The following is a 24,227-nucleotide window of genomic DNA, read 5'->3' as shown; positions in this document are numbered from 1 at the left end:
CTCAATTCCCCAGCAAATGCGAATTCGGCTTTGGCTGCAAGGGTTTGCAGTGCGAAACGGATTTACAACTGGCGGCCGGGGATTAGCCTGTGTATAAGGCGGCCCGCGCAACCCACAGATCAGGTTGTGCTTTTTGCTTCACGGAGAGAGTGCAATGTCCGAGCGATGGACGCCCGAGTCCTGGCGCAGCAAGCCGGTGCTCCAGGTGCCCGATTATCCCGACGCCAAGGCTCTGGCCGACGTCGAGGCGCAGCTTGCGACCTTTCCGCCGCTGGTGTTCGCGGGCGAGGCGCGCAATCTGAAGAAGGCGCTGGCGCGGGTTGCGGCCGGCGAGGCTTTCCTGCTCCAGGGCGGCGACTGCGCCGAGAGCTTTGCCGAGCACGGCGCCAACAACATCCGCGATTTCTTCCGCGTGCTGCTGCAGATGGCGGTGGTGCTGACCTATGCCGGCGCGGTCCCCGTGGTGAAGGTCGGCCGCGTGGCCGGCCAGTTCGCAAAGCCCCGGTCCTCGCCGACCGAAAAGATTGATGGCGTCGAGTTGCCGAGCTATCGCGGCGACATCGTCAACGACATCGCCTTCACCAGGGAGGCGCGCGTCCCTGATCCGCAGCGCCAGCTGATGGCCTATCGCCAGTCGGCCGCGACGCTGAACCTGCTGCGTGCGTTCGCCACCGGCGGCTACGCCAATCTCGGTAGCGTGCATCAATGGATGCTCGGCTTCCTCAAGGATAGTCCGCAGTCCCGCCGCTACAAGGAACTGGCGGACCGCATCTCGGACGCGCTGAATTTCATGCGCGCCTGCGGCCTCGATCTCGAGGCTCATCCCGAGCTTCGCGCCACCGATTTCTATACCAGCCACGAAGCGCTGCTGCTCGGCTACGAGCAGGCCATGACCCGCGTCGATTCCACCACTGGCGACTGGTACGCGACCTCGGGCCACATGATCTGGATCGGCGATCGCACCCGCCAGCTCGATCACGGCCACATCGAATATTTCCGCGGCATCAAGAACCCGATCGGCCTGAAGTGCGGCCCGTCGCTTAAGCCCGACGAGCTGTTGAAGCTGATCGACGTGCTCAATCCCGACAACGAGCCGGGCCGGCTGACGCTGATCAATCGTTTCGGCTCCGACAAGGTCGCCGATCATCTGCCGGGCCTGATCCGCGCCGTGAAGCGCGAGGGCAGGGTGGTGGTCTGGTCGTGCGATCCCATGCACGGCAACACCATCACCGCGACGTCGGGCTACAAGACGCGCCCGTTCGACCGCGTCCTGTCGGAGGTGAAGTCGTTCTTCACGATCCACGCTGCGGAAGGCACCCATGCCGGCGGCGTACACTTGGAGATGACCGGTCAGGACGTCACCGAGTGCATCGGCGGCGCCCGCGCCATCACCGACGAGGATCTCAACGACCGCTATCACACGGTCTGCGATCCCCGCCTCAATGCCGAGCAGTCCATCGACATGGCTTTCCTGGTCGCCGAGCTCCTCAAGCAGGAGCGCGCCGGCAAGGCCAGGCCGATGCCGGTCGCAGCGGGGCTCTAGGACCTTGCTGCGGATCTGGAAGGCGACGATCAATTCGCGCAACGGACTGGCCTTTGCGTTTCGCTCGGAGCAGGCCGTTCGCGAGGAAATTGTCGCGCTGCTGTTGTCGCTGCCGCTCGCCTGGCTCGTCGGCTCGACCGCGACGCGCGCGGTCGAGCTGGTTTGCGCGGTCGCCTTCGTGCTGGTGGTCGAGTTGCTCAACACCGCGATCGAGAAGCTTGCTGACCGCCTGACCCTGGATCACGACAAGCAGATCGGGCGGGTCAAGGACATGGGCTCGGCCGCCGTCGGCGTTGCACTGCTGATGGCCGGGGCATTCTGGATTTTGGCGATCGTCGAGCGATTGGGTTTTATCTAAAGCGCGTCTCGCGCTTTAGACTTTTGTTTGAGCATGATCTTGTCGGAAAACCGCTTCACACTTTTCCGGATCATGCTCTAGCCAGATCACCGGAGTGGGGCGACCATGACCGAACGTCTCGACGCATTCGCGGTCACGCTCGCCCAGCTCAATCCGACCATGGGCGACATTGAGGGCAATGTCGCCAAGGCACGGGCCGCGCGCGCGCGGGCGACCGCCGACGACGCCGATCTCGTGCTGTTTCCGGAATTGTTCATCACCGGCTATCCGCCGGAAGATCTGGTGCAAAAGCCGGCTTTCCAGGCCGCCTGCCGCGCCGCGATCGAAAGCCTCGCGCGCGAGACCGCCGATGGCGGGCCGGCCATGCTGGTCGGCACGCCCTGGGTCGAGGACGGTAGGCTCTATAATGCCTGCGCGCTGCTCGACGGTGGCCGCATCGCCGCTTTGCGCTTCAAATGCAATCTGCCGAATTACGGCGTGTTCGACGAGAAGCGGCTGTTTTCGCGTGGGCCTGCGTCCGGCCCCGTGACCGTGCGCGGCGTGCGGATCGGCGTGCCGATCTGCGAGGACATCTGGCTGGAGGAATCCGAGGACTACGAGAACGTGGTCGAGACGCTGGCTGAGACCGGCGCCGAGATCATCCTGGTGCCGAACGGCTCGCCTTACGCCCGCGACAAGAACGATTTGCGCCTGTCGGTCGCGGTCGCGCGTGTGACGGAAAGCGGCCTGCCGTTGGTCTATCTCAATCAGGTCTGCGGGCAGGACGAGTTGGTGTTCGACGGTGCCTCCTTCGCTTTGAACGGCGATCTCTCGCTCGCGGCGCAATTGCCGGCGTTCGAGGAGAGCATCACCACGCTGCGCTTCACCAGGAACGGCGACGACTGGCGCTGCACGGGCCCGATCGCCACGCTGCCCGAGGACGACAAGGCCGACTACGCGGCCTGCGTGCTTGGCTTGCGCGACTACGTCGCCAAGAACAGCTTTCCCGGCGTGCTGCTCGGCATTTCCGGCGGCATCGATTCCGCGTTGTGCGCGGCGATCGCGGTCGATGCGCTCGGCGCCGACCAGGTGCATGGCGTGATGCTGCCTTTTCGTTATACCGCAGCACACTCGATCGCGGACGCCGGCGAGCTCGCGGGCCATCTCGGCATCCGCTACGAGGTTTTGCCGATCGCGGAAGCCGTGACCGGCTTCGAGACCATCTTGTCCGGCATCTTCAAGAATCTGCCGCCTGACATCACCGAGGAAAATCTTCAGGCCCGCACCCGCGGCACGCTGCTGATGGCGATCTCCAACAAGACCGGCCTGATGGTGGTGACGACAGGCAACAAGTCGGAGATGTCGGTCGGCTATGCCACGCTCTATGGCGACATGAACGGTGGCTTCAATCCGATCAAGGACATCTACAAGACGCAAGTGTTTCGATTGGCGGCACTGCGCAATGGCTGGAAGCCCGATGGCGCGCTCGGGCCGGCCGGCGAGGTCATTCCGCCCGACATCATTACCCGTCCGCCGACCGCGGAATTGCGCGAGAACCAGACCGATCAGGATTCGCTGCCGCCTTACGACGTGCTCGATGCCATCCTCGTGCGCCTCATCGAACGCGAAGAGCCGCTCGATCAAATCATCGCCGCCGGCTTCGACCGTGAGACGGTCACCCGCATCGACCATCTCCTCAACGTCGCCGAATACAAGCGCCGCCAGGCCGCACCCGGCGTGAAGGTGACCCCCAGGAATTTCGGCCGCGACCGTCGCTATCCCATCACCAACCGCTTTCGCGATAAGGGTGAGCCGCTGCCGGCGCACGACGAAACGCTGGTCTCGCGCGGGAGCAAGGCGTCGATCGACGCGTTTGAGGGGTGAGCGAGGCCGGCGCTTGCGGTCCCGTACCCGCGAGCGAGATCGGCGTTGTTGTGCCCTCGCCCCTTGCGGGAGAGGGCAGCACCGCTCTCGAAACGAACTCATGGGGTGAGGGGTTCTATCCGCGTACTCGTGCAGACATGTGAGCGCGGACAGAACCCCTCATCCGGCGCTTCGCGCCACCTTCTCCGACAAGGGGAGAAGGAAGAAACCTACTTCTGCTGCTGCGGCAGGAACGTCGGGCCGACCGAACGGATCGGCTTGTTCTCGGAGCCCGCAGCCGTGCCGGTATCCGCCGGCGGTGTCGCGGCCGGTGCGCTCGCCGTCGTCGGCGCGGGAGCTGCACCCTTCTTGGCCGTCGTCGCGGGCGCGCCCTTGTTGAGCCGCTGCTGCTGCATCTTCTTGGCGCTCTCCTCGGTGACGATGATGTCACCCTGCTGCTCGGCGGCGGCCTTGTCGTCGGCCGATTTCAGCGCATCCGCCCAGGTCTGGCCCGCCGCCTTGCAGGAGCAGGACGGGTTGAACTCGCTGCGGAATTTGAATGCGGTCGGCAGCGCCGTGTAGGGCTGGCCTCCGATCGAGACCGCCGAGTTCATGTCCTCGCCGGGATTGCGATGGGTGTAGAGCACGGCTTCCGCGGCCGGGCACAGCGCCTTGCAGGTCTTCTCGTCGTCGGGGAAGCGCGCCGGTACGGTCGCAAACGAGACCGGAAAATAGGCGCCGTCGCAGGTGCGCACGCACACGGTGCGATAGGTGCCGGATTGCGGCCCGAGATCGGAGGGCGGACCGCCCTGCGGATTGTTCGGGTTGTTGCCGCCGAACAGATTGCTGAGGAAGTTGCCGCCGCCCTGCGATTGCGCGGCATTGGCATATTGCGGGCCGCAATTGTTCTGCGCCAGCGCCGCCAGCACCGAGCGGCGCTGGTTGTCGCGCTCCGGGCTGAAGCCGCCGGCGCCGCTGCCGCGCAGGCGTTCGAGGTTGCCGGTGATCTGGTCCAGATTGGCGCGCATCTGCTGGATCTGGGTGTTGACCGGCCCGCATTGCGCCGACTGCCCGTTGAACAGCGAGAAGAAGCCGGAGGAATCGCAGCCCATGCGCTTGGCCTGCATGGTGACGCGGTCGAGCTCGGACTGCTGCTTGGTCTGGGATTCCTGATAGCGGCGGATCTGGTCCTCGCGCGCGGGGTCGCCACCGCCGCCGCCGCGATCGAGCCCGGCGAGCTGGCCTTCCAGCCGCGAGCACATCGGATTCGGTCCGAGCCCGTTCTGGCCGGGCTGGGGCGGCGGGCCGGGCGGGCCGGCTTGCGCGAAAGCGCCGTTGGCGAGCACGATGGTGCTCAGAAGCACGGTGCAGGCTAGGATCGAGCGGGCACGGGAGAGCGACAAAAATTCAGGCATATCCGCCATTCTAGCGAGGTCACGGCCCCAAGTGACTTTTTACGCGATTTGGGGGGCCGACGCGCGCCCTCCAATAGCCGCTTCCTGCGGCATCGTCACGTCGTTTCAGGGGCCGAAGACTGGTCCTAAGGTCCGCCAGCTCCGAGAGAATTCAGCGCTGGCAGGTGATTGCGACATATTCGTCGCAATGGCCATGGGAGCAGTTTGCGCCGGTTTTGGGGACAGAGCCGGTAATTTCGTCGGGATCGACCCGGCGATAGGCCGAGGCCAGGGCAAAATCCCGTGACTGGCAATAGGTGCGCGCGACCTGTGCGCCGCATTTGTCGCCCTTGGCCAGGCACTGGTCGACGCCGTAGCCGTCCGCCTGGTTGGCGATGATGAAGACGCGGGTCTCGGCGAACGCGCTGGATGCCGCAAGGAAGGACGCGCAGGAAATGAGCGCGAGCAAGAATCGCATGAAAACACCGGGGGGGCAAAATGAAGGAACTGCCAGTTCCAGAATGGCCTCAAAAGGTTAAGGATAATGGAACCATCATGGCGAGCGGCTGCGCATTGCGGTCAGAAGACGGCATTTTCCCGGCTCCCTTGACGCAAGGGCCCCTCGTGGCCCATATGTTCCGCATGAACGGTCTCCTCGCCATCTGCACCATTTGCGAGATTACGAGCTAGCGATTCGCTGGCTGGAGCCGTCTTTTCTCAAAAACATTGAGAGCACTGGACGCCCGGCCGAGAGGGATGGGTTGTCATGGAATTGCGCCTCTACGATACGCTGACGAAGGAGAAGCGGCCGTTCGTGCCGCTCGATGCGAACGACGTCCGCATGTATGTCTGCGGACCGACCGTCTATGACTTCGCCCATATCGGCAATGCGCGACCGGTGATCGTGTTCGACGTGCTGTTTCGGCTGCTGCGCCACATCTACGGCGAGGCGCACGTGAAATATGTCCGCAACATCACCGACGTCGACGACAAGATCAACGACCGTGCCGCGCGTGATTTTCCCGGGCTGCCGCTGAACGAGGCGATCCGCAAGGTCACCGAGCAGACCGGACAACAGTTTCACGCCGACGTCGATGCGCTTGGCGCGCTGCGGCCGAGCGTCGAGCCGCGTGCCACCGAGCATATCGCCGAGATGCGCGAGATCATCGAGCGGCTCGTCAAGGGCGGCTTTGCCTATGTCGCCGAGGACCACGTGCTGTTCTCGCCGCAGGCGATGAACGCGGCCAATGCCGGGTTGCCGCGTTACGGTGCGTTGTCCAATCGTTCGCTGGACGAGATGGTCGCCGGCGCCCGCGTCGATGTCGCGCCGTACAAGAAGGGCAACACCGATTTCGTGCTGTGGAAACCGTCCAAGCCGGGCGAGCCGTCATGGCCGTCGCCGGCCGGCATCACGGCCGAAGGGCGCCCGGGCTGGCATGTCGAGTGCTCGGCGATGGCCTGGAAGCATCTCGGCGAATATTTTGACATCCACGGCGGAGGCATCGATCTCGTGTTTCCGCATCACGAGAACGAGGTCGCGCAGACCTGCTGCGCCTTCCACCGCGAGCGCATGGCGAACTACTGGATGCACAACGGCTTCCTGCAGGTCGAGAGCGAGAAGATGTCGAAGTCGCTCGGCAACTTCACCACCATCAACGAGCTGCTCAAGGACTGGCCGGGTGAGGTGCTGCGTCTGAATATGCTCAAGACGCATTATCGCTCGCCGATCGACTGGACCATGAAGTCGCTGGAGGAGAGCGCCAGGACGCTCGACGACTGGTATCGTGTCGCTGCCGACGTCGCGCCCGGCAAGCCTGCCGCGTCGGTGGTCGAGCCGCTGCTCGACGACCTCAACACGTCGCTGGCGATTGCGGCGCTGCATGGCCTGCGCAACAGCGATGTGAGCGCCCTGGCGGGCTCATTGCGGCTGCTCGGCTTCTTCTCCGAGAGCGCTGCGCAGTGGGAAGGCCGCAAGCAGCAGGCAACGGGCGTCGATGCCGGCGAAATCGACCGCTTGATCGCGGAGCGCGCGGCTGCGCGTGCGCGAAAAGACTTCAGGGAGTCCGATCGCATTCGCGACGAGCTCGTCGCCAAGGGTGTCGTGCTCAAGGACGGCAAGGATGCCGACGGAAAACCCGTGACGACTTGGGAACTCGCGTGATGGCACAAGCTCACCCAAAGCCCGGCTTGCGGCCGTTCCTGCCTGATGACGTGCCGGTGCTCGCTGCGATCTTTGCTGCCAGCATCGAGGAGCTGACCGGAGACGACTACAGCGAGGCGCAGCAGCACGCCTGGATGGAGGCGGCCGAAAGCGAAGAGTTCGGCGAGCGGCTGGCGGCCGATTTGACGCTGATCGCGACGCTGGAGGGCTCACCCGTCGGCTTCGCCTCGCTGCGCGGCGCCGATCACATCCGCATGCTCTACGTCCACCCGGCGGTGGCCGGGCAGGGCATCGCAACCATGCTGGTCGACGCGCTCGAAAAGCTCGCCGGCGGCCGCGGCGCGAAAAGCCTTTCGGTCGACGCCAGCGATACCGCGCAGGGCTTTTTCGCCAAGCGCGGCTATGTGGCCATGCAGCGCAACAGCATCACCGTCAACGACGAGTGGCTCGCCAACACGACCATGCAGAAGACGCTCGGCACCGCACCGGCGTCGGGAGCGCTGCAATGAGCAAGGAGCGTCTCTATCTGTTCGACACCACGCTGCGCGACGGCGCGCAGACCAACGGCGTCGACTTTACGCTGACCGACAAACAGGTCATCGCGGCGATGCTCGATGACCTCGGCATCGACTATGTCGAGGGCGGCTATCCCGGCGCCAATCCGACCGACACCGAGTTCTTCGGCACCAAGCCGAAACTCAAGCACGCACGCTTCACCGCCTTCGGCATGACGCGCCGGGCCGGGCGGTCGGTTTCCAACGATCCCGGCGTTGCCGGGCTGCTTGAAGCGAAAGCCGATGCGATCTGCTTCGTGGCAAAGTCGTCGGCCTATCAAGTACGCGTCGCGCTGGAGACGACCAAGGAGGAAAATCTCGCCTCGATCCGCGACAGCGTGGCGGCCGCGAAGGCAGCGGGCCGCGAGGTCATGCTCGACTGCGAGCATTTTTTCGACGGCTACAAGGAAGATTCCAGTTTTGCGTTAGCCTGCGCAAAAGCCGCCTATGATTCCGGAGCGCGCTGGGTGGTGCTGTGCGACACCAATGGCGGCACCATGCCCAACGAAATCGAGGCCATCGTCACCGAGGTGACAAAGCATATCCCCGGCGATCATCTCGGCATCCACGCCCATAACGACACCGAGCAGGCGGTGGCCAATTCGCTTGCCGCGGTACGAGCTGGCGTGCGGCAGATCCAAGGCACATTGAACGGCCTTGGCGAGCGCTGCGGCAACGCCAATCTCTGCTCACTGATCCCGACGCTAAAGCTGAAGAAGGAGTTTTCGGACGCCTTCGAGATCGGTGTCACGCCGGAGAAGTTGGCGACCCTCGTCAAAGTCTCGCGCACGCTCGACGACATGCTCAACCGCGTGCCGAACCGGCATGCGGCCTATGTCGGCGAGAGCGCCTTCGTCACCAAGACCGGAATTCACGCCTCCGCCGTGCTGAAGGATCCGCAGACCTATGAACACGTGCTGCCTGAGCTGGTCGGCAATCACCGCAAGGTGCTGGTGTCCGACCAGGCCGGCCGCTCCAACGTCATTGCCGAGCTCGACCGCGCCGGTATCGCCTATGAGAAGAGCGATGCGAAGCTGACGCGCCTGGTCGAGGAATTGAAGGAGCGCGAGGCGGCCGGCTACGCCTATGAATCCGCCGACGCCTCGTTCGACCTGCTGGCACGCCGCACCCTCGGCAAGGTGCCGCATTATTTCGAGGTCGAGCAGTTCGACGTCAATGTCGAGCAGCGCTACAATTCGCACGGCGAGCGCGTCACCGTGGCGCTCGCGGTGGTCAAGGTCGACGTCGCCGGCGAGCATCTGATCTCGGCCGCCGAAGGCAACGGCCCCGTCAACGCGCTCGATGTTGCCTTGCGCAAGGATCTCGGCAAATACCAGAAATACATCGAGGGACTGACGCTGATCGATTACCGCGTGCGTATCCTCAATGGCGGCACCGGCGCGGTGACGCGCGTGCTGATCGAGAGCGAGGACGAGAATGGCGATCGCTGGACCACAGTCGGCGTGTCCCCGAACATCATCGACGCCTCGTTCCAGGCGCTGATGGATTCGGTGATCTACAAGCTCGTGAAGTCCGGCGCACCGGCGTAGCTGGTGGCGTAAGAGACGTCGGCGCCACAAACGCCGTCATTGCGAGCGAAGCGAAGCAATCCAGAATCTTTCTGCAGCAACAGTCTGGATTGCTTCGTCGCTTCGCTCCTCGCAATGACGAGGAGGAGAGGGCAGGGGCATGATCGACCACATCTCCGTCGGCGTCAGCGATCTCGATCGCTCCGCAAGGTTCTACGAGGCGACACTCGCCGCCCTCGGCCTCACGCGCGTCGTGACGCGGCCACGAACGGTCGGTTTTGGAAAGTCCTATCCCGAGTTCTGGATCAATCTGCGTGAGGGCATGCCGCGTGTCGCGCCGGAGAGCGGCGTGCACATCTGCTTGCGGGCCAAGACGACAGACGAGATCGATGCGTTTCATGCCGCAGCGTTGTCCGCCGGCGGCGCCTCCGACGGCGCGCCGGGCCTGCGTCCCCACGACCGCGTGCGCTACTACGCGGCCTTTGTCATCGATCCCGACGGCAACCGGATCGAGGCGGTGACGTTTCCGAACGAGTAGGCCGCTACAGCTTGCGTGCCACTTCCGGCGCGAGCTGCTTTTCCGCGTCAGCGAGCTGCGCCACGGCCGACTTCAGCTTCGGCAGGATGTCCTCGATGCGATCGGCCTTGAGGATGTCGACCGAAAGGCCGGCGCGGATGAACTCGGTCTGGCGCATATGCGACAGCAGCGAGAACAGCGGCTCCCAGAAATTGTCGATATTGGCGAGCAGCACCGGCTTGGCGTGACGGCCGAGCTGCTTCCAGGTCAGCTGCTCCACCAGCTCCTCCAGCGTGCCGACGCCGCCCGGCAACGCCACGAAGGCATCGGAGCGCTCGAACATCAGCCGCTTGCGCTCGTGCATGTCGGGGGTGACGATCATCTCCTGCACGCGCGTCAGCGCGTTCTCGCGCTTGCGGAGGAATTCGGGAATGATGCCGGTGACGCTGCCGCCGTGATCGAGCACGGAGGTCGCGACCGAGCCCATCAGGCCGAGCGAGCCGCCGCCATAGACGAGGCGGATGTTGTTCTCGGCGAGGGCCTTACCGAACGCTTTTGCGCCTTCGGTGAAGCGGGGATTGGTTCCGGGGCCGGAGCCGCAATAGACACAGACGGTTTTGATGGTGCTCATTGGTGTCATGATGCATTGCAGCGAAGGGGCGTCAAGCCCCTCAGGTGATTCGGACTACCCGGAAATCTACCGGTAAATGGCGGCAAACAATCAAAGATTCGCCATCTGGCGGGGTGCGCTGGCATCGGGAAGGCTCTATATGACGGGCGAAAACAGTTAATCGCAGCGCGCCCGCATCCGGCGGGCTTTCAGGCTTCTTGATGGACCAACCTCAATCGTTCGACGGCGCCGACGTTCCCGATCCTCCCGCCGGGGGACCGCTGGAGCGGGCCACGTTGATGGGCACGCTGGCGCATCTGTGGCCCTATATCTGGCCCGGCGACCGCGCCGACCTGAAGATGCGGGTGGTCTGGTCGATGGCGCTGCTGCTGGCGGCCAAGCTGATCACGCTCACGGTGCCGTTCAGCTTCAAATGGGCGACCGATGCGCTGACCGGTGCCAACACCGCACCGGTCGCGGCCGACAATTGGCATCTCTGGGTGATCGCCTCGCCGTTGCTGCTCACCGCGAGCTACGGCGTGATGCGCATCGTGATGGCGGTGCTGACGCAATGGCGCGACGGCATTTTTGCCCGCGTCGCCATGCATGCGGTGCGCAAGCTCGCCACCATCACCTTCATCCACATGCACGAGTTGTCGCTGCGCTTTCACCTGGAGCGCAAGACCGGCGGCCTGACTCGCGTGCTCGAGCGCGGCCGCGAGGGCATCGAGGTCATCGTGCGCATGGTGATCCTGCAGCTGATCCCGACCATCGTCGAGGTCTCGCTGCTGATGGCCGTGCTGCTCTGGCAGTTCGACTGGCGCTACGTGCTGGCGACGCTGATCACGGTCACGGTCTACATGTACTACACCTACATCGCGACGGAGTGGCGGATCGGCATCCGCCGCAAGATGAACGATTCCGACACCGAGGCGAACACCAAGGCGATCGACTCGCTGCTCAACTACGAGACTGTGAAGTATTTCAGCGCCGAGACCCGCGAAGCGCAGCGCTATGACAAATCGGTCGCGCGCTACGAGGAGTCGAGCGTCCACGCCTATACCTCGCTCGCCGTGCTCAACACCGGGCAAGCCGTGATCTTCACGCTGGGCCTGACCGCGACCATGCTGATGTGCGCGATCGGTGTGCGTAACGGCACCAACACGGTCGGCGATTTCGTGCTGGTCAACGCCATGATGATCCAGCTCTATCAGCCGCTGAATTTCATGGGCATGGTCTATCGCGAGATCAAGCAGGCGATCATCGACATCGAGAAGATGTTTGGCGTGCTCGGACGCGAGGCCGAGATCAAGGACGCGCCCGACGCGAAACCGCTGGTGGTCTCGGCCGGCACGGTGCGCTTCGAGGACGTGCGTTTTGCCTACGAGCCGTCGAGGCCGATTCTCAAGGGCATCAGCTTCGAGGTCCCGGCCGGCAAGACGGTGGCGATCGTCGGCCCCTCCGGCGCGGGCAAGTCGACCATGTCGCGGCTTCTGTTCCGCCTTTATGACATCTCCGGCGGCAAGATTTCGATCGACGGTCAGGACATCCGCGGGGTCACGCAGGCCAGCTTGCGCGCGTCCATTGGCATGGTGCCGCAGGACACCGTGCTGTTCAACGACACCATCCGCTACAACATCCGATACGGCCGCTGGGACGCCAGCGATGCCGAAGTCGAGGAGGCGGCCCGGCTGGCGCAGATCGACCATTTCATCCGCATGTCGCCGATGGGCTACGAGACCCAGGTCGGCGAGCGCGGCCTGAAATTGTCGGGTGGCGAGAAGCAGCGCGTCGCGATCGCGCGCACCGTGCTCAAGGCGCCGCCGATCCTGGTGCTGGACGAGGCGACTTCGGCGCTCGACACCCACACCGAGCACGAGATCCAGGGCGCGCTCGAGCGCGTCGCCAAGAACCGCACCTCGCTGGTGATCGCGCACCGGCTCTCGACCATCGTCGGCGCCGACGAGATCATCGTGCTGGACCAGGGCCGGATTGCCGAACGCGGCACCCACGCCAAACTGCTCGGGCAGGGCGGCCTCTATGCCAGCATGTGGAACAGGCAGCGCGAGGCCGAGGCGGCCCGCGAAAAACTGGCCCAGATGGCCGACAGCAGCGAGGCCCCCAACCGGGTCCCCCCGCCGGTCCAGGACGCCCTTGCGACGCCTGCGGCGGCGGAGTGACCTTGTCTCGGGTCCCAACTCTGGCCTAAACAACCGCGCGGGGCACCCCGCGTGTCATCAACTCCAGGCGGCAGATAGCGATGTCCATTCTCGATTCGATCCAGCGTCAGATCCCGCCGATCCACAGGGAGGGCTATCCCTTCATCGGTGGCTTTGCGCTGGCAAGCCTGATCCTGTTCTGGTTGTGGTCGCCTTTGGGCTGGATCGGCACGATCCTGACCGTGTGGTGCGCGCTGTTCTTCCGCGACCCCGTCCGTGTGACGCCGGTGCGCGAGGGGCTCGTGGTGTCGCCGGCCGACGGCCGTGTCTCGATGATCACCATGGCGCTGCCGCCGGCGGAGCTCGGGCTCGGCGACCGGCCGCTGCCGCGCATCTCGGTGTTCATGAGCGTGTTCAACTGCCACGTGAACCGCAGCCCGATCGCGGGCAGGGTGGACCGCATCGCCTATCGGCCCGGCCTGTTCATCAATGCCGAGCTCGACAAGGCGAGCGAGGACAATGAGCGCAACTCGCTGGTGATCACGACGCCGTCGGCGCGGATCGGCGTGGTCCAGATCGCAGGGCTCGTCGCCAAGCGCATCGTCTGCTTCGTCAAGGAGGGACAGGCGATCAGCGCCGGCGAGCGTTTTGGTCTGATCCGCTTCGGCTCCCGGCTCGACGTCTATTTGCCTGTCGGCACCAAGGCGCTGGTGTCGGAAGGGCAGACCGCGATTGCCGGCGAGACGATTTTGGCCGACCTCGCCGGGGACGACCCAAGCCGCGCCTATCGCGCCAATTAACCATTAGTCGGGTCCACTGGGGCCTTCCGCCGCGATGGCGGAGGGGAACGCGGCTTGCTATATCTCGCTTGAGATAAGGACGAGCCATGCAGCCCTATGATTTGAGAGATCCCGACGTGCGCCGCCGGCGGTTCCGCCCGATCCCGGTGCGGATGCTGGTGCCCAACGTCATCACGCTGCTGGCGATCTGCGCCGGCCTGACCGCGATCCGGCTGTCGATCGAGGGACGGATGACGCTCGCGGTCTATGCCATCGTGTTCGCAGCCGCGCTCGACGGCATCGATGGCCGCGTCGCGCGGCTGATCAAGGGGCAGTCGAAGTTCGGCGCCGAGCTCGACAGCCTCGCCGACTTCGTCAATTTCGGCGTGGCGCCCGGCTTGATGCTGTATTTCTGGCAGCTGCACGAGCTCGGCAATGCCGGCTGGATCGCGGCCATGGTGTTTGCGATCTCCATGTGCCTCCGGCTCGCGCGCTTCAACGCCACGCTCGACGATCCGAACAAGCCGGCCTTCGCCGCCAATTTCTTCACCGGCGTTCCGGCGCCGGCCGGCGCCATCACCGTGATGTTGCCGATCTACGCGGCGTTCCTGGATCTGGGGCGCTGGCCCGCGGCCCTGACGGCCGGCTACACGCTGCTGATTGCTTTCCTGATGGTGTCGCGCCTGCCTGTGTTCTCCGGCAAGAGCATGCGCATGCGGGTGCCGCCGGAGCTGGTGCTGCCGGCGTTCGTCGCGGTGGTCTTCTTCATCGCACTTCTGATCAGCTATCCCTGGTACGTGCTGTCGATCGGCACGGTGCTGTATCTCCTCGCTTTGCCGCTCGGCTACAAATCCTACCGCGACCAGGCGCGCGCGATGGGAGGCGCCGCCGCGCCGTCGGGAGGCGAAGTCCCGTCGCCACCTTCGGCGCCGACGATGGCCAATTTGTCGGAGCCGCCGCAAGACGACGACCGGCCCGGACGGCTGCATTGAGAGATTTTCGCGGATATCTGCCATGAGGCGCGCTGAGTTGGGTTGAGGCCCGATCTCGGCTATATCGCCCTGTGCCGGCGGCACCGCGCCAACAGCGGCCGCCAATCTGGGAGAGAACGCCTTGACCAATTCCGCGACCGGGCCGCTGCCCGCTTCCGTCCTCGAAGCGCTGGGCCGCTATGATACGCCGACGATCTGCAACGCCATGGAGATCGTGGCGCCCGAGCGCCGCCTGATCGGCTACACCACCAAGCAGCTGGTCTGCCCGTTCCCCGATTTGCCGCCGATCGTCGGCTATGCCCGCACGGTGGCGATCCGCTCGGTGCTGAAAAACTCGTTGCCGGCGGAAGAGCAGTCCAAGCGCCGCATCGAATATTACGAATATGTCGGCACCGGTCACGGTCCGCGCATCTCGGTGATCCAGGACATCGATGGCCCTGACGTCGGCTACGGCGCGTTCTGGGGCGAGGTGCAGAGCAATGTGCACAAGGCGCTCGGCTGCCTCGGCGTCATCACCGACGGCTCGATCCGCGACATCCCGCAATGGGCGCCTGGCTTCCAGGCGCTGGCCGGCTCGGTCGGCCCCTCGCATGCCTGGGTGCATGCGGAGAGCTTTGGCGGCGAGGTGCGCGTCGCCGGCATGACCGTGAAGTCCGATGATCTGATCCACGCCGACCAGCACGGCGCCATCGTGATCCCGCTCGACATCGCGGCAAAGCTGCCCGAGGCTGCCGAGCTCTGCGGCCGCCGCGAGACGCCAATTTTGGAGATCGCCCGCAGCCCCGACTTCTCCCTGGAGAAGCTCAAGGCCGCGCTGAAGCGTTCGGCGGAGATTCACTAGGCGAAACGTCAAAGGAGCGCGCATCGGCGAATGAAGAAGCAATCATGAGAAGCAGTGATCGCTTCTTCAGGAGGCTGTGGCGGTTCAATGCGTTCGCAATCGCGGGCGCAACCGTTTTCTTCATCGGGCTGATTCTCTTTGTGGCCGCGTCGTTCATCTACGATCAGGCGCGGCCGCGCCAAGTCACCAACGTGGTCAACGTCGGTGCACAGGAAGCCGTCTCGAACGAGTTTCGCTGGGAACACCTGGCGTGATTTCCGGCACGCCCTACGTCCAGGTGTCGTTGATGCGTGGGCAATCCTATGGATCGGGGTCGCTGTATCTGAAGCGTTCGGACCGCAACGTCGTCAACCTCCTGTTTCTGAACATCTCTACAAGCGAGTCCCGATGGCTGTTTGAAGGTGCGGGGCAGTTGATCATCGAGAGCCATTCGATGTTCAACAGAATGAAGACCTCGCCGGATGATGCGCGCACGCCCGTGGGCACGTTCTATGTCATCGTCGACAAGGATACGAATGGCGACCAGCGGCTGAGCGAACGCGACGCTGTCGTTCTTGCGGCGAGCGCAGCCGACGGGGCCGGCTACAGGAAGCTGATCGAGCGTATCGAGCAGGTCTATTCCGTCCAGCAGGTCGCTGAGGACAAGGCGCTGGTGCTTTATCTGAAGGACAAGCAGACCTTCTCGCAGCTGTTCAGTCTTCCCGGCATGCAGCCGCTCAAGCAGGCGACCATTCCCAAGGTCGGCCTGAACTAGACGCGGCGGTCCTGTTCGCTCTCGTGCCGGAACTCGGGATCATCAAGCCTCTGTTTGCGCGATCTGGAAATTCAGCGCTGCACCTCTGAACGGACGGTCTTCACCGCCGTCCTGTCCATGACCGATAGCCCAATGCCGGGGCCAGGAGAGCTGGTCTAATCCTCGCGCAGTCGCAGAGTCGAAGGACGACCAACGCGGAGTGTTGTAGTGGCGATACAGTAGACCGCCAGGACCAAGGTCCGGATATATAAGGATGTGGATGTCGAAACTCTCACCTTCCGGAAGGTCAGGTCCAAACCAATAAGAGGGGCTGCGCCCGGGATCACGACCGACGATAATTGTCAGAGTCTGCTTCGGCCCCCGAAGTCCCAGCCAGAACGGTGCGATCGAGCCGGGCGCGAAAGCCGTAAAAATCGTCTGCGCCGATGCGACGTCGGTCGTGGCGCTCTGTCCCGTCAGTCGCAGCTCAATCCTACATCCGCTCCGCACTTGGCCACGGAACGTCGCTTCCGCTGCTCCGCATGGCAGTTGCATCCACCGGGTGGGATCGGGATCATTCCAGGCTCTCCCTTACGGCGCCGTCGATGTCGAGCACCTGACAACGCAGGCCTTGCTCGTCAAGCGCGGCCTGCACGCAATGCAGATATTCGACGCCTTCCGGCATTCTGTGAGCCGTTCCAGCGCCTGCTGTACAGATCTGCAGGACACCGCTGTGCGCCTGCACATCGAAAGCAAGGATGTGGCTGCAGAGGTAAGCAAGGACATTTTCGTTCACAAGAACGTCCCAGAACGGACGCGCGTATTCGTGGCCGATCTCGCGCTGATAAGTGCCGGTAAAGCCATTGACGGGAAACACCGGATGATGGCCAAGGACGAGCTTGTGTCGGGCGTCGCCATGAGCCCTGAGCGTTGCCTCTAGCCAGTCGATCTCGACATGGCCCTCACCTCCGAGGCCGCTCCAGAGCGTGTTGACGAATACCATCAAAAGGTCTTCGCGCCGCACAAAGTAGGAGAGACCGGCTTGCCCTGGCGGTCCGTTCTTCGGCAAGTCGAGCAGGGTGCGGAATACCGCCTCGCTCATCAGATCGTAGGTCGTATGATTGCCGGTCGTGTGCCAGACGGGGATGGCGGTACGATCAAGCCACGCCATTTCCGTGTCGAACCAATATCGCCACTGCGCGCGCAGAGCGTCGGCATCCGGAGTTAGGCCAATGATTTCATCGCCCGGAAAGAGAATAAATTCAGGCTGTGGTTTCAGGCGTTGAACGACTGCGTTGACCGAGGCAAAGGTCTTTTCGTGCAATGCGCCCGGCACGCCGGAACAGGAGTCGCCATACAAGACAAACTGGTGCCCTTTGCCGCGTGGAAGAATCGCGGGGATAGAATCGTTCACGGAGTTGATGACCTTGCATTGCGGTGATCGGCTCGGAGCATGGCGATTTCCGTTGAAGGCGGCAATGGTTCATTTTCGACAGATGCTCCGGCGGTGTGAGCTGTTCGATGTCCGCTTGGCACCAAGGCCGGGAGCATGCAATTTTGTCGGATGCCCGTGATTCAAATTCTCGAACCGGGAGCCGGAATCATGCGTTACGAACCCGCCGATGATGAGTGGGTGCCACCAAGCCAATGCTGCCCAACAAGCCGCGAAGGGAGTCTTGGGTAAACGACCGTCGCATCTTCAATGGCTCCTCTGGATATTGCGCTGAGACTTCAGCGCGCCGCAATCATGGTTAGCGAAGTGTTGAGATTCCTGTCGGCAGCCGGCAAAGCCGGCGTTCTTTCCGCGCGCTGCGTCGGTCTGGCGCGCCGGCTCAACTTAACCTTTACGCGGCTTTAAGGGCGGCGCTCTAGGGTTTTCGATGCGGTTCGGGGTTGGGCCGCACCATCGGCCAGGACGGCCGTTGTTGCTTACGCGTTGGAGTCTCCCATGGACATCATGACGACCGTCGGGCTTCTGGCCGGCTTGGCCGTTGTTACGACTATGGTGCTGCTGGGCGGCGATCTGCACATGTTCATCAGCGAGCATGCGATGATCATCATCTTCGGCGGCTCGGCTGCAGCGACCATGATCCGCTTTCCGCTCTCCGTGCTTGCGCACGGCGTGCCGCTGGGCATGAAGTTCGCCTTCACGATGAGCCGGCTGTCGGCACACGATCTCGTCGACGAACTCGCCCGCATCGCCGAGATCGCCCGCAAGCAGGGCCCGGTCGGCCTCGAAAAGGTCGAGACCGACGAGCCGTTCCTCGCCAAGGGCATTCGCTACGTCGCCGACGGCTACGACCTCGATTTTATCAGGGACAATCTGGAACGCGACCGCGACAATTTCCTGATGCACCTCAACGAAGGCAGCAAGATCTACCGCGCCGTCGGCGACTGCGCGCCTGCGTTCGGCATGATCGGAACCCTGATCGGCATGGTGCAGATGTTTTCGAACATGTCGGATCCCTCGAAGCTCGGCCCGTTCATGGCGACCGCGCTACTGGCAACTCTCTACGGTGCGCTGGTCGCGAACCTGCTCTGCCTGCCGATCGCCGACAAGCTGCACGGCAAGCTGATCGACGAGGAAACCAACCGCACGCTGATCATCGACGGCATCCTGATGATCCGCGACTCCAAGAGCCCGACTTTGGTGCGCGAAATGCTGCTGGCCTATCTGCCCGAGAAGCACCGCCACGCCGAAGGCGAGCCGGTTCCGGCGTAACGCCGGACGCCGGGATCTGACCGATGGCAAAGAAGAAACGCGAAGAAGCACATGGCGGCCATGGCTGGTTCGTGACGTTTGCCGATCTGATGGCGTTGCTGCTGGCGTTTTTCGTGATGCTGGTCGCGTTCTCTACCCAGGACGCCAACAAGTTGAAGATCGTCGCAGGCTCGATGCGCGACGCCTTCGGCGTCCAGAGCGAAGCGCGCTATGCCGGCATCGTCGAGTCGGACGGCCTGCCGACGCGCGCGCGGCTGAAGAACGTCGATCACATCCAGCCTGAGGATGCCTCCAACACGCCGACGCCGGATCAGGAGGATCACGACAAGACGTCCGGTGCCAGGATCAAGGTCGACCGTAATTTTGCGCTCGCCGCCGCCTCGCTGCGCCAAGCCTTGCAGGACATGCCCGAACTGACCGAGATGTCCAAGCACATCATGTTCGAGGAGACCAAGCAGGGCCTCAACCTGGAGATCGTCGACCAGGACGGCCGCTCGATGTTCGCCGACGGCTCCAAGGTGCCGTTCGATCGCACCCGCCGCCTGATCGAGAAGCTCGCTATCCCGCTCAAGGCAACGCCGCTGCGCGTCTCCATCGCCGGCCATACCGCGGCCGGCTTTGTTCCGACCCGCAGCGACTACGGCGCCTTCGATCTGTCGGCCGACCGGGCCAACGCCGTGCGCCAGATCCTCGAGCGGGAGGGCCTGCCGGCCTCCCACATCTTCGCCGTCTCCGGCAAGTCGGACACCCAGCCGCTGTTTCCGGACGATCCCTCGCTTGCCGCCAACCGGCGCGTGACCATCACCCTGATGCGCGAAGACCCGCCGCTGCCGCCGAATTTGAAGCCGTAGGCAATAGGCCACTTGCGCTACCATCTTACCTGAGGCATGTCGTCGCGCAGGCGACGACCGTTGCTGCGCCGTCACAGCATCTGGCTCGCCGCCTGCTATGGTGGCGTGCCGATTGACAGGCGCGCCGGAACCGTCAAAAGGCGCCGGATCAATTCTCGGGAAGAAGCGTTTCTCATCTCACATGACGGCGAGCATCACATCGACCGACGCTCAGGATGGGCAAGGTCCGGCCACCTCGGGTTTCTGGGGCCTGACGCTCGGGAGCATCGGCGTCGTCTTTGGCGACATCGGTACCTCACCGCTCTACGCATTCCACGAGGCTGTCAGGGGCGCGGCCCATGGCCAGCCGGTCTCGCGGGTCATGGTGCTCGGCGTGCTCTCGCTGATCCTGTGGGCGCTCCTTATCGTCGTCACCGCCAAATACGTCCTGCTGCTGCTGCGCGCCGACAATAACGGGGAGGGCGGCACGCTCTCGCTGATGGCGCTCGGCCAGCGCGCGCTCGGGCGGCGAAGCTGGTTCCTGCTCGCGCTCGGTGTCGTCGGCGCCTCCATGTTCATCGGCGATTCCATGATCACGCCGGCGATTTCGGTGCTGTCGGCGGTCGAGGGCCTCAAGCTCGCGACGCCCGCCTTCGAGCACTACGTCGTACCGCTCACCGTCATCATCCTGGCGCTGCTGTTCGCAGTCCAGAGCAAGGGCACGGCGCTGGTGGCCACGGCCTTCGGGCCGGTGATGGTGGTCTGGTTCACCGTTCTTGCGGTGACGGGCATCGTTCACATCGCCGACGATCCGTCGGTGCTGGCTGCGATCAATCCCTATTACGCGGTGCAATTCCTGCTGTCGCACGGCACCATCGGCCTGGTGACGCTGGGCGCCGTGTTCCTGGCGGTGACCGGCGGCGAGGCGCTCTATGCCGATCTCGGTCATTTCGGCCGCAAACCGATCCAGTCCGCCTGGATGTTCTTCGTGCTGCCCTCGCTTCTGATCAACTATTTCGGGCAAGGGGCGCTGGTGCTGTCCGATCCCAGCGCGATCGAGCATTCGTTCTACCGGATGGTGCCCGAATATCTGGTGCTGCCGCTGGTCGGACTTGCGACCGCGGCGACCGTGATCGCGAGCCAGGCGGTGATCACCGGCGCCTATTCGCTGGTCTATCAGGCGGTGCAGCTCGGCCTGTTGCCGCGCTTCGAGGTGCGCTTCACCTCTGAAACTCATGCCGGCCAGATCTATCTGCCGCGCGTCAACCGGTTGCTTCTGATCGGCGTGATGCTGCTGGTGCTGCTGTTCCACACCCCCAGCAACCTGGCGTCGGCCTACGGCATCGCGGTTTCCACCACCATGGTCGCCGACGGCATCATGGGCTTCATCGTGATCTGGAAGTTGTGGAATTGGCGCGCCGCGACGGCCGCGGCCGTGATCGTGCCTTTCGTCGTCGTCGACCTGAGCTTCTTCAGCGCCAATCTCCTGAAGCTGCTCGAGGGCGCCTGGGTGCCGCTGCTGTTCGGCGCGGGCATGGCCGGGACGATCTGGACCTGGCGCAAGGGGACCGGCATCCTGCTCCAGAAGACGCGCCGGATCGAGGTGCCGCTCGACGACCTGATCCGCAGTCTCGAGAAGCGCCCGCCGCACATCGTCAAGGGCACCGCGGTGTTCCTGACCAGCGATCCCGCCTTCGTGCCGACCGCGCTGCTGCATAATCTCAAGCACAACAAGGTACTGCACGAGCACAACGTGGTCCTGACCATCGAGACCGCGCATACGCCGCGGGTCGATCTCTCCGAGCGGTTCCGCATGGAGAAGATCAGCGAAAAGTTCTCAAAAGTCCGGCTGCGCTTCGGCTACATGGAGCAGCCGAATGTGCCCAAGGCGCTCGCGATCGCGCGCAAGCAGGGCTGGCAGTTCGACATCATGTCGACGTCGTTCTTCGTGTCACGAAGGTCGCTGAAGGCCTCGGCGCAGTCGGGCATGCCGCTGTGGCAGGACCATCTGTTCATCGCGCTGAGCCGGTCCGCCAATGATGCCACCGACTATTTCCAGATTCCGACCGGCCGGGTGGTTGAAGTCGGCACCCAAGTCACCATTTGAACGCAATCAGCGGACCCATGCGAATTTTGCATAGCGATGGCCCAGAATCGGGCTAGGCTATGCCAGCAACGCAGGCCTATAAGCCGCGCGCGCTTCCGCCGTTGTGCAGTGAAGCATTTTTAGAGGCCATCAGGCTCTCCCATGACAAGTGACATAGCAGTTCCCGTCCCGGAAACGGTGGCGGCCAATGGCCATGGCGATGCCCATACCACCGCCGGTTTCGGTGCGCTGACGCTCGGCAGCATCGGCGTCGTCTACGGCGATATCGGTACCAGCCCGCTCTACGCGTTCCGCGAGGCGGTGATGGCCGCCTCGGGCGCGGAGGGGGTGCCGACGCCGGCGGCCGTGCTCGGCGTGGTCTCGCTGATCCTGTGGGCGCTCATCGTCGTGGTGACGCTCAAATACGTCGTGATCCTGCTCCGCGCCGACAACAATGGCGAGGGCGGCACGCTGGCGCTGATGGCGCTGGCGCAGCGCGCGGTCGGCACCGGCGGGGCGACCATCGTCCTGCTCGGCATCATCTCCGGCGCCTTGTTCTACGGCGATGCCGTGATCACCCCGGCGCTCTCGGTGCTGTCGGCGATCGAAGGCATGAAGGACGTCACGCTGCACTTCGAGCCCTACGTCGTACCGCTGACCGTGATCATCCTGGTCTTCCTGTTCGCGGTGCAGTCGCGCGGCACCGCCCGCGTCGCCGCCTTCTTCGGTCCCGTGATGTGCGTCTGGTTCGCGGTGATCGCGATCGCTGCGATCCACCCGATCATCGAGCAGCCGCAGGTGCTGTACGCGCTGAACCCGCTCTACGCCGTCTCCTTCATGTTCCATCACGGTATCATCGGCTTCGTGACGCTGGGCGCCGTGTTCCTGGCGGTCACCGGCGCCGAGGCGCTCTATGCCGACCTCGGCCATTTCGGCAAGCGGCCGATCCAGACCGCCTGGCTGTTCATCGTGCTGCCGTCGCTGGCGCTGAACTATCTGGGGCAGGGGGCGCTGGTGCTCGGCGATCCCGGCGCGATCGTCAGCCCGTTCTTCCAGCTCTTCCCGCAAGGCTTTTTCCGCGGCTGCATGGTCGTGCTGGCGACCGCCGCAACCGTGATCGCGAGCCAGGCCGTCATCACCGGCGCCTATTCGCTGACGCGCCAGGCGATCCAGCTCGGGCTGCTGCCGCGCTTCGAAATTCGTCATACCTCCGAAGCCCATTCCGGCCAGATCTTCATCCCGCGTATCAACCAGCTGCTGCTGGTCGCGGTGGTGCTGTTGGTGCTGCTGTTCCGCTCCTCCAGCGCGCTCGCGTCGGCCTACGGCATCTCGGTCACCGGCACCATGGTGGTCACGGCGATGATGGGCTTTGTCGTGATCTGGAAGGTGTGGCGGTGGTCGCCGTTCGCCGCGGCTGCCCTGATCATTCCGTTCCTGTGCCTCGACCTGACGTTCCTCGCCGCCAATCTGCTCAAGGTGTTCGAGGGCGGCTGGGTGCCGCTGGCGCTCGGCGCGCTCATGATCATGCTGATGTACACGTGGCGGCGCGGCAGCCGGCTGCTGTTCGAGAAGTCGCGCAAGCTCGAGTTCCCGCTCGCCGACCTCGTGGCCATGCTGGAGAAGCGACCGCCGCAGCGCGTGCCCGGCACCGCCGTGTTCCTGACCTCGGACCCGCTCAGCGCCCCGACCGCGCTGATGCATAGTCTGAAGCACTACAAAGTGCTCCACGAGAAGAACGTCATTCTCACCATCGAGACCGCGCAGACCCCGCGCATCGATCCGGCCGAGCGGGTGAAGCTGGAGCAGATCTCGCCGACCTTCTCCAAGGTGACTCTGAAGTTCGGCTTCATGGAATCGCCCAACGTGCCGAAGGCTCTCGCCATCGCCCGCAAGCTCGGCTGGCAGTTCGACATCATGTCGACCTCGTTCTTCCTGTCACGAAGGGCGCTGAAACCCGCCGCCCATTCCGGCATGCCGCGCTGGCAGGACCGCCTGTTCATCTCGCTCAGCCGCTCCGCCAACGACGCCACCGACTATTTCCAGATCCCCAGTGGACGCGTGGTCGAGGTCGGCACCCAGGTCACGATCTAGGCCGGGAAACCAAAGCCCCACTTCAAGTCGCTGCGATTTAGCTTTAACTTGCGCAAGCCAGCTCAAGCCTTTGTAGCGCTTGATTTTCGTTGGCTGAGAGGCGAGGTTGCCGCCCGCCGGGATCGTACCGGCATGCGGCCCGCGACGTTGGAGGATGATGTGGCAAATCGAGTACAGGATCTGACCCCGGACGAGGTCTCCAAGGGCGTCGCGGAAGGTCGCTATCTGCTCGTCGACGTGCGCGAGCCGAACGAGGTCGAGGCCGAGGCCTATCCCTACGGTGTCGTCGTGCCGCTCTCGACCTTCGATCCCAAGGCGATCCCCGATCCCCAGGGCAAAGAGGTCGTCTTCGCCTGCCGCTCCGGAAAACGCTCGGTGACCGCCTCGCTCGCGGCGCAGGCGGCGGGGCTTCCGTACGACAAGCATCTGGCCGGCGGCATGCTCGGCTGGAAGGCGGCGGGTCTTCCCAGCAAGGTCGGCTGATCC

The 24,227-nt window shown here is 64.1% G+C and carries 22 protein-coding genes; 18 read left to right on the top strand and 4 right to left on the bottom strand.

Annotated features, from left to right (window positions below; all coding sequences use genetic code 11):
* The first annotated feature begins 154 nt into the window (after positions 1–154).
* The 3 genes from IVB29_RS26340 (at position 155) to IVB29_RS26330 (ending at position 3,764) form a co-directional block, all read left to right on the top strand.
* A complete protein-coding gene (locus tag IVB29_RS26340) occupies positions 155–1,543 on the top strand; it encodes a 3-deoxy-7-phosphoheptulonate synthase class II (RefSeq protein ID WP_247506323.1) in 1,389 nt (462 codons plus the stop codon).
* A gap of 4 nt (positions 1,544–1,547) precedes the next feature.
* Positions 1,548–1,901 (top strand): diacylglycerol kinase, encoded by a 354-nt coding sequence (locus IVB29_RS26335; protein ID WP_247506322.1) that lies wholly within the window; start codon positions 1,548–1,550, stop codon positions 1,899–1,901.
* Between the two features lie 105 nt (positions 1,902–2,006).
* Positions 2,007–3,764, top strand: coding sequence for an NAD+ synthase (locus tag IVB29_RS26330; protein ID WP_247506321.1), 1,758 nt, complete (start codon positions 2,007–2,009; stop codon positions 3,762–3,764).
* Positions 3,765–3,973: 209 nt separating this feature from the next.
* Here IVB29_RS26330 and IVB29_RS26325 read toward each other — a convergent pair whose 3' ends face one another.
* Complete coding sequence (locus tag IVB29_RS26325; RefSeq protein WP_247506320.1) at positions 3,974–5,167, bottom strand: DUF2865 domain-containing protein; 1,194 nt, start codon at positions 5,165–5,167, stop codon at positions 3,974–3,976.
* 142 nt (positions 5,168–5,309) lie between these two features.
* A complete protein-coding gene (locus tag IVB29_RS26320; protein WP_247506319.1) occupies positions 5,310–5,615 on the bottom strand; it encodes a hypothetical protein in 306 nt (101 codons plus the stop codon).
* Between the two features lie 288 nt (positions 5,616–5,903).
* On the opposite strand from IVB29_RS26320, the gene cysS reads away from it, so the two are divergent.
* The 4 genes from cysS (at position 5,904) to IVB29_RS26300 (ending at position 9,919) form a co-directional block, all read left to right on the top strand.
* Positions 5,904–7,298: a cysteine--tRNA ligase gene (gene cysS / locus IVB29_RS26315; RefSeq protein WP_247506318.1), complete on the top strand. Its 1,395-nt coding sequence runs from the start codon at positions 5,904–5,906 to the stop codon at positions 7,296–7,298.
* Entirely contained in the window at positions 7,298–7,807 is a 510-nt protein-coding gene (locus tag IVB29_RS26310; protein ID WP_247506317.1) for a GNAT family N-acetyltransferase, read from the top strand. The genes cysS and IVB29_RS26310 overlap by 1 nt, the downstream gene beginning before the upstream one ends.
* A complete protein-coding gene (cimA, locus tag IVB29_RS26305; RefSeq protein ID WP_247506316.1) occupies positions 7,804–9,402 on the top strand; it encodes a citramalate synthase in 1,599 nt (532 codons plus the stop codon). Before IVB29_RS26310 ends, cimA begins: the two co-directional genes overlap by 4 nt.
* A 139-nt stretch (positions 9,403–9,541) precedes the next feature.
* Positions 9,542–9,919: a VOC family protein gene (locus tag IVB29_RS26300; RefSeq protein ID WP_247506315.1), complete on the top strand. Its 378-nt coding sequence runs from the start codon at positions 9,542–9,544 to the stop codon at positions 9,917–9,919.
* A 4-nt stretch (positions 9,920–9,923) separates the two neighbouring features.
* Here the strand turns inward: IVB29_RS26300 and IVB29_RS26295 are convergent, their stop codons facing one another.
* Complete coding sequence (locus IVB29_RS26295; protein WP_247506314.1) at positions 9,924–10,529, bottom strand: TIGR00730 family Rossman fold protein; 606 nt, start codon at positions 10,527–10,529, stop codon at positions 9,924–9,926.
* A 200-nt stretch (positions 10,530–10,729) separates the two neighbouring features.
* On the opposite strand from IVB29_RS26295, the gene IVB29_RS26290 reads away from it, so the two are divergent.
* From IVB29_RS26290 to IVB29_RS26265, 6 genes are all read left to right on the top strand, one after another.
* A complete protein-coding gene (locus IVB29_RS26290; protein WP_247506313.1) occupies positions 10,730–12,688 on the top strand; it encodes an ABC transporter ATP-binding protein/permease in 1,959 nt (652 codons plus the stop codon).
* Between the two features lie 74 nt (positions 12,689–12,762).
* Positions 12,763–13,467: a phosphatidylserine decarboxylase gene (locus IVB29_RS26285; RefSeq protein WP_346731312.1), complete on the top strand. Its 705-nt coding sequence runs from the start codon at positions 12,763–12,765 to the stop codon at positions 13,465–13,467.
* An 86-nt stretch (positions 13,468–13,553) separates the two neighbouring features.
* Positions 13,554–14,438 carry a phosphatidylcholine/phosphatidylserine synthase gene (locus tag IVB29_RS26280; protein WP_247506310.1) on the top strand — a complete coding sequence of 295 codons (885 nt, stop codon included), beginning with the start codon at positions 13,554–13,556 and terminating at the stop codon, positions 14,436–14,438.
* Positions 14,439–14,559: 121 nt separating this feature from the next.
* Positions 14,560–15,279 carry an RraA family protein gene (locus IVB29_RS26275; RefSeq protein WP_247506309.1) on the top strand — a complete coding sequence of 240 codons (720 nt, stop codon included), beginning with the start codon at positions 14,560–14,562 and terminating at the stop codon, positions 15,277–15,279.
* 44 nt (positions 15,280–15,323) lie between these two features.
* Positions 15,324–15,533: a hypothetical protein gene (locus tag IVB29_RS26270; protein WP_247506308.1), complete on the top strand. Its 210-nt coding sequence runs from the start codon at positions 15,324–15,326 to the stop codon at positions 15,531–15,533.
* Complete coding sequence (locus IVB29_RS26265) at positions 15,530–16,033, top strand: hypothetical protein (protein WP_247506307.1); 504 nt, start codon at positions 15,530–15,532, stop codon at positions 16,031–16,033. The genes IVB29_RS26270 and IVB29_RS26265 overlap by 4 nt, the downstream gene beginning before the upstream one ends.
* A 553-nt stretch (positions 16,034–16,586) precedes the next feature.
* Here IVB29_RS26265 and IVB29_RS26260 read toward each other — a convergent pair.
* Complete coding sequence (locus tag IVB29_RS26260; protein WP_247506306.1) at positions 16,587–17,426, bottom strand: metallophosphoesterase; 840 nt, start codon at positions 17,424–17,426, stop codon at positions 16,587–16,589.
* Positions 17,427–17,960: 534 nt separating this feature from the next.
* On the opposite strand from IVB29_RS26260, the gene IVB29_RS26255 reads away from it, so the two are divergent.
* From IVB29_RS26255 to IVB29_RS26235, 5 genes are all read left to right on the top strand, one after another.
* Positions 17,961–18,734 (top strand): MotA/TolQ/ExbB proton channel family protein, encoded by a 774-nt coding sequence (locus tag IVB29_RS26255; RefSeq protein WP_247506305.1) that lies wholly within the window; start codon positions 17,961–17,963, stop codon positions 18,732–18,734.
* Positions 18,735–18,757: 23 nt separating this feature from the next.
* Positions 18,758–19,585: a flagellar motor protein MotB gene (locus IVB29_RS26250; RefSeq protein WP_247506304.1), complete on the top strand. Its 828-nt coding sequence runs from the start codon at positions 18,758–18,760 to the stop codon at positions 19,583–19,585.
* 181 nt (positions 19,586–19,766) lie between these two features.
* Complete coding sequence (locus IVB29_RS26245) at positions 19,767–21,671, top strand: potassium transporter Kup (RefSeq protein WP_247506302.1); 1,905 nt, start codon at positions 19,767–19,769, stop codon at positions 21,669–21,671.
* Positions 21,672–21,812: 141 nt separating this feature from the next.
* Positions 21,813–23,741 carry a potassium transporter Kup gene (locus IVB29_RS26240; protein ID WP_247506301.1) on the top strand — a complete coding sequence of 643 codons (1,929 nt, stop codon included), beginning with the start codon at positions 21,813–21,815 and terminating at the stop codon, positions 23,739–23,741.
* A 159-nt stretch (positions 23,742–23,900) separates the two neighbouring features.
* A complete protein-coding gene (locus IVB29_RS26235) occupies positions 23,901–24,224 on the top strand; it encodes a rhodanese-like domain-containing protein (RefSeq protein WP_247506299.1) in 324 nt (107 codons plus the stop codon).
* Positions 24,225–24,227: the final 3 nt, after the last annotated feature.

Source organism: Bradyrhizobium sp. 1 (assembly GCF_023073315.1).
Lineage (GTDB): Bacteria > Pseudomonadota > Alphaproteobacteria > Rhizobiales > Xanthobacteraceae > Bradyrhizobium.
Note: the sequence above shows the minus strand (reverse complement) of the source record. Positions and strands in the feature narration are given on the sequence as shown.

Excerpts from the sequence above, each read along its gene's own strand:
- IVB29_RS26340 (WP_247506323.1), top strand. The coding sequence starts at position 155 with ATGTCCGAGCGATGGACGCCCGAGTCCTGGCGCAGCAAGCCGGTGCTC.
- IVB29_RS26330 (WP_247506321.1), top strand. The coding sequence starts at position 2,007 with ATGACCGAACGTCTCGACGCATTCGCGGTCACGCTCGCCCAGCTCAAT.
- IVB29_RS26325 (WP_247506320.1), bottom strand. The coding sequence starts at position 5,167 with ATGGCGGATATGCCTGAATTTTTGTCGCTCTCCCGTGCCCGCTCGATC.
- IVB29_RS26320 (WP_247506319.1), bottom strand. The coding sequence starts at position 5,615 with ATGCGATTCTTGCTCGCGCTCATTTCCTGCGCGTCCTTCCTTGCGGCA.
- cysS (WP_247506318.1), top strand. The coding sequence starts at position 5,904 with ATGGAATTGCGCCTCTACGATACGCTGACGAAGGAGAAGCGGCCGTTC.
- IVB29_RS26310 (WP_247506317.1), top strand. The coding sequence starts at position 7,298 with ATGGCACAAGCTCACCCAAAGCCCGGCTTGCGGCCGTTCCTGCCTGAT.
- cimA (WP_247506316.1), top strand. The coding sequence starts at position 7,804 with ATGAGCAAGGAGCGTCTCTATCTGTTCGACACCACGCTGCGCGACGGC.
- IVB29_RS26300 (WP_247506315.1), top strand. The coding sequence starts at position 9,542 with ATGATCGACCACATCTCCGTCGGCGTCAGCGATCTCGATCGCTCCGCA.
- IVB29_RS26295 (WP_247506314.1), bottom strand. The coding sequence starts at position 10,529 with ATGAGCACCATCAAAACCGTCTGTGTCTATTGCGGCTCCGGCCCCGGA.
- IVB29_RS26290 (WP_247506313.1), top strand. The coding sequence starts at position 10,730 with ATGGACCAACCTCAATCGTTCGACGGCGCCGACGTTCCCGATCCTCCC.
- IVB29_RS26280 (WP_247506310.1), top strand. The coding sequence starts at position 13,554 with ATGCAGCCCTATGATTTGAGAGATCCCGACGTGCGCCGCCGGCGGTTC.
- IVB29_RS26270 (WP_247506308.1), top strand. The coding sequence starts at position 15,324 with ATGAGAAGCAGTGATCGCTTCTTCAGGAGGCTGTGGCGGTTCAATGCG.
- IVB29_RS26255 (WP_247506305.1), top strand. The coding sequence starts at position 17,961 with ATGGACATCATGACGACCGTCGGGCTTCTGGCCGGCTTGGCCGTTGTT.
- IVB29_RS26250 (WP_247506304.1), top strand. The coding sequence starts at position 18,758 with ATGGCAAAGAAGAAACGCGAAGAAGCACATGGCGGCCATGGCTGGTTC.
- IVB29_RS26245 (WP_247506302.1), top strand. The coding sequence starts at position 19,767 with ATGACGGCGAGCATCACATCGACCGACGCTCAGGATGGGCAAGGTCCG.
- IVB29_RS26240 (WP_247506301.1), top strand. The coding sequence starts at position 21,813 with ATGACAAGTGACATAGCAGTTCCCGTCCCGGAAACGGTGGCGGCCAAT.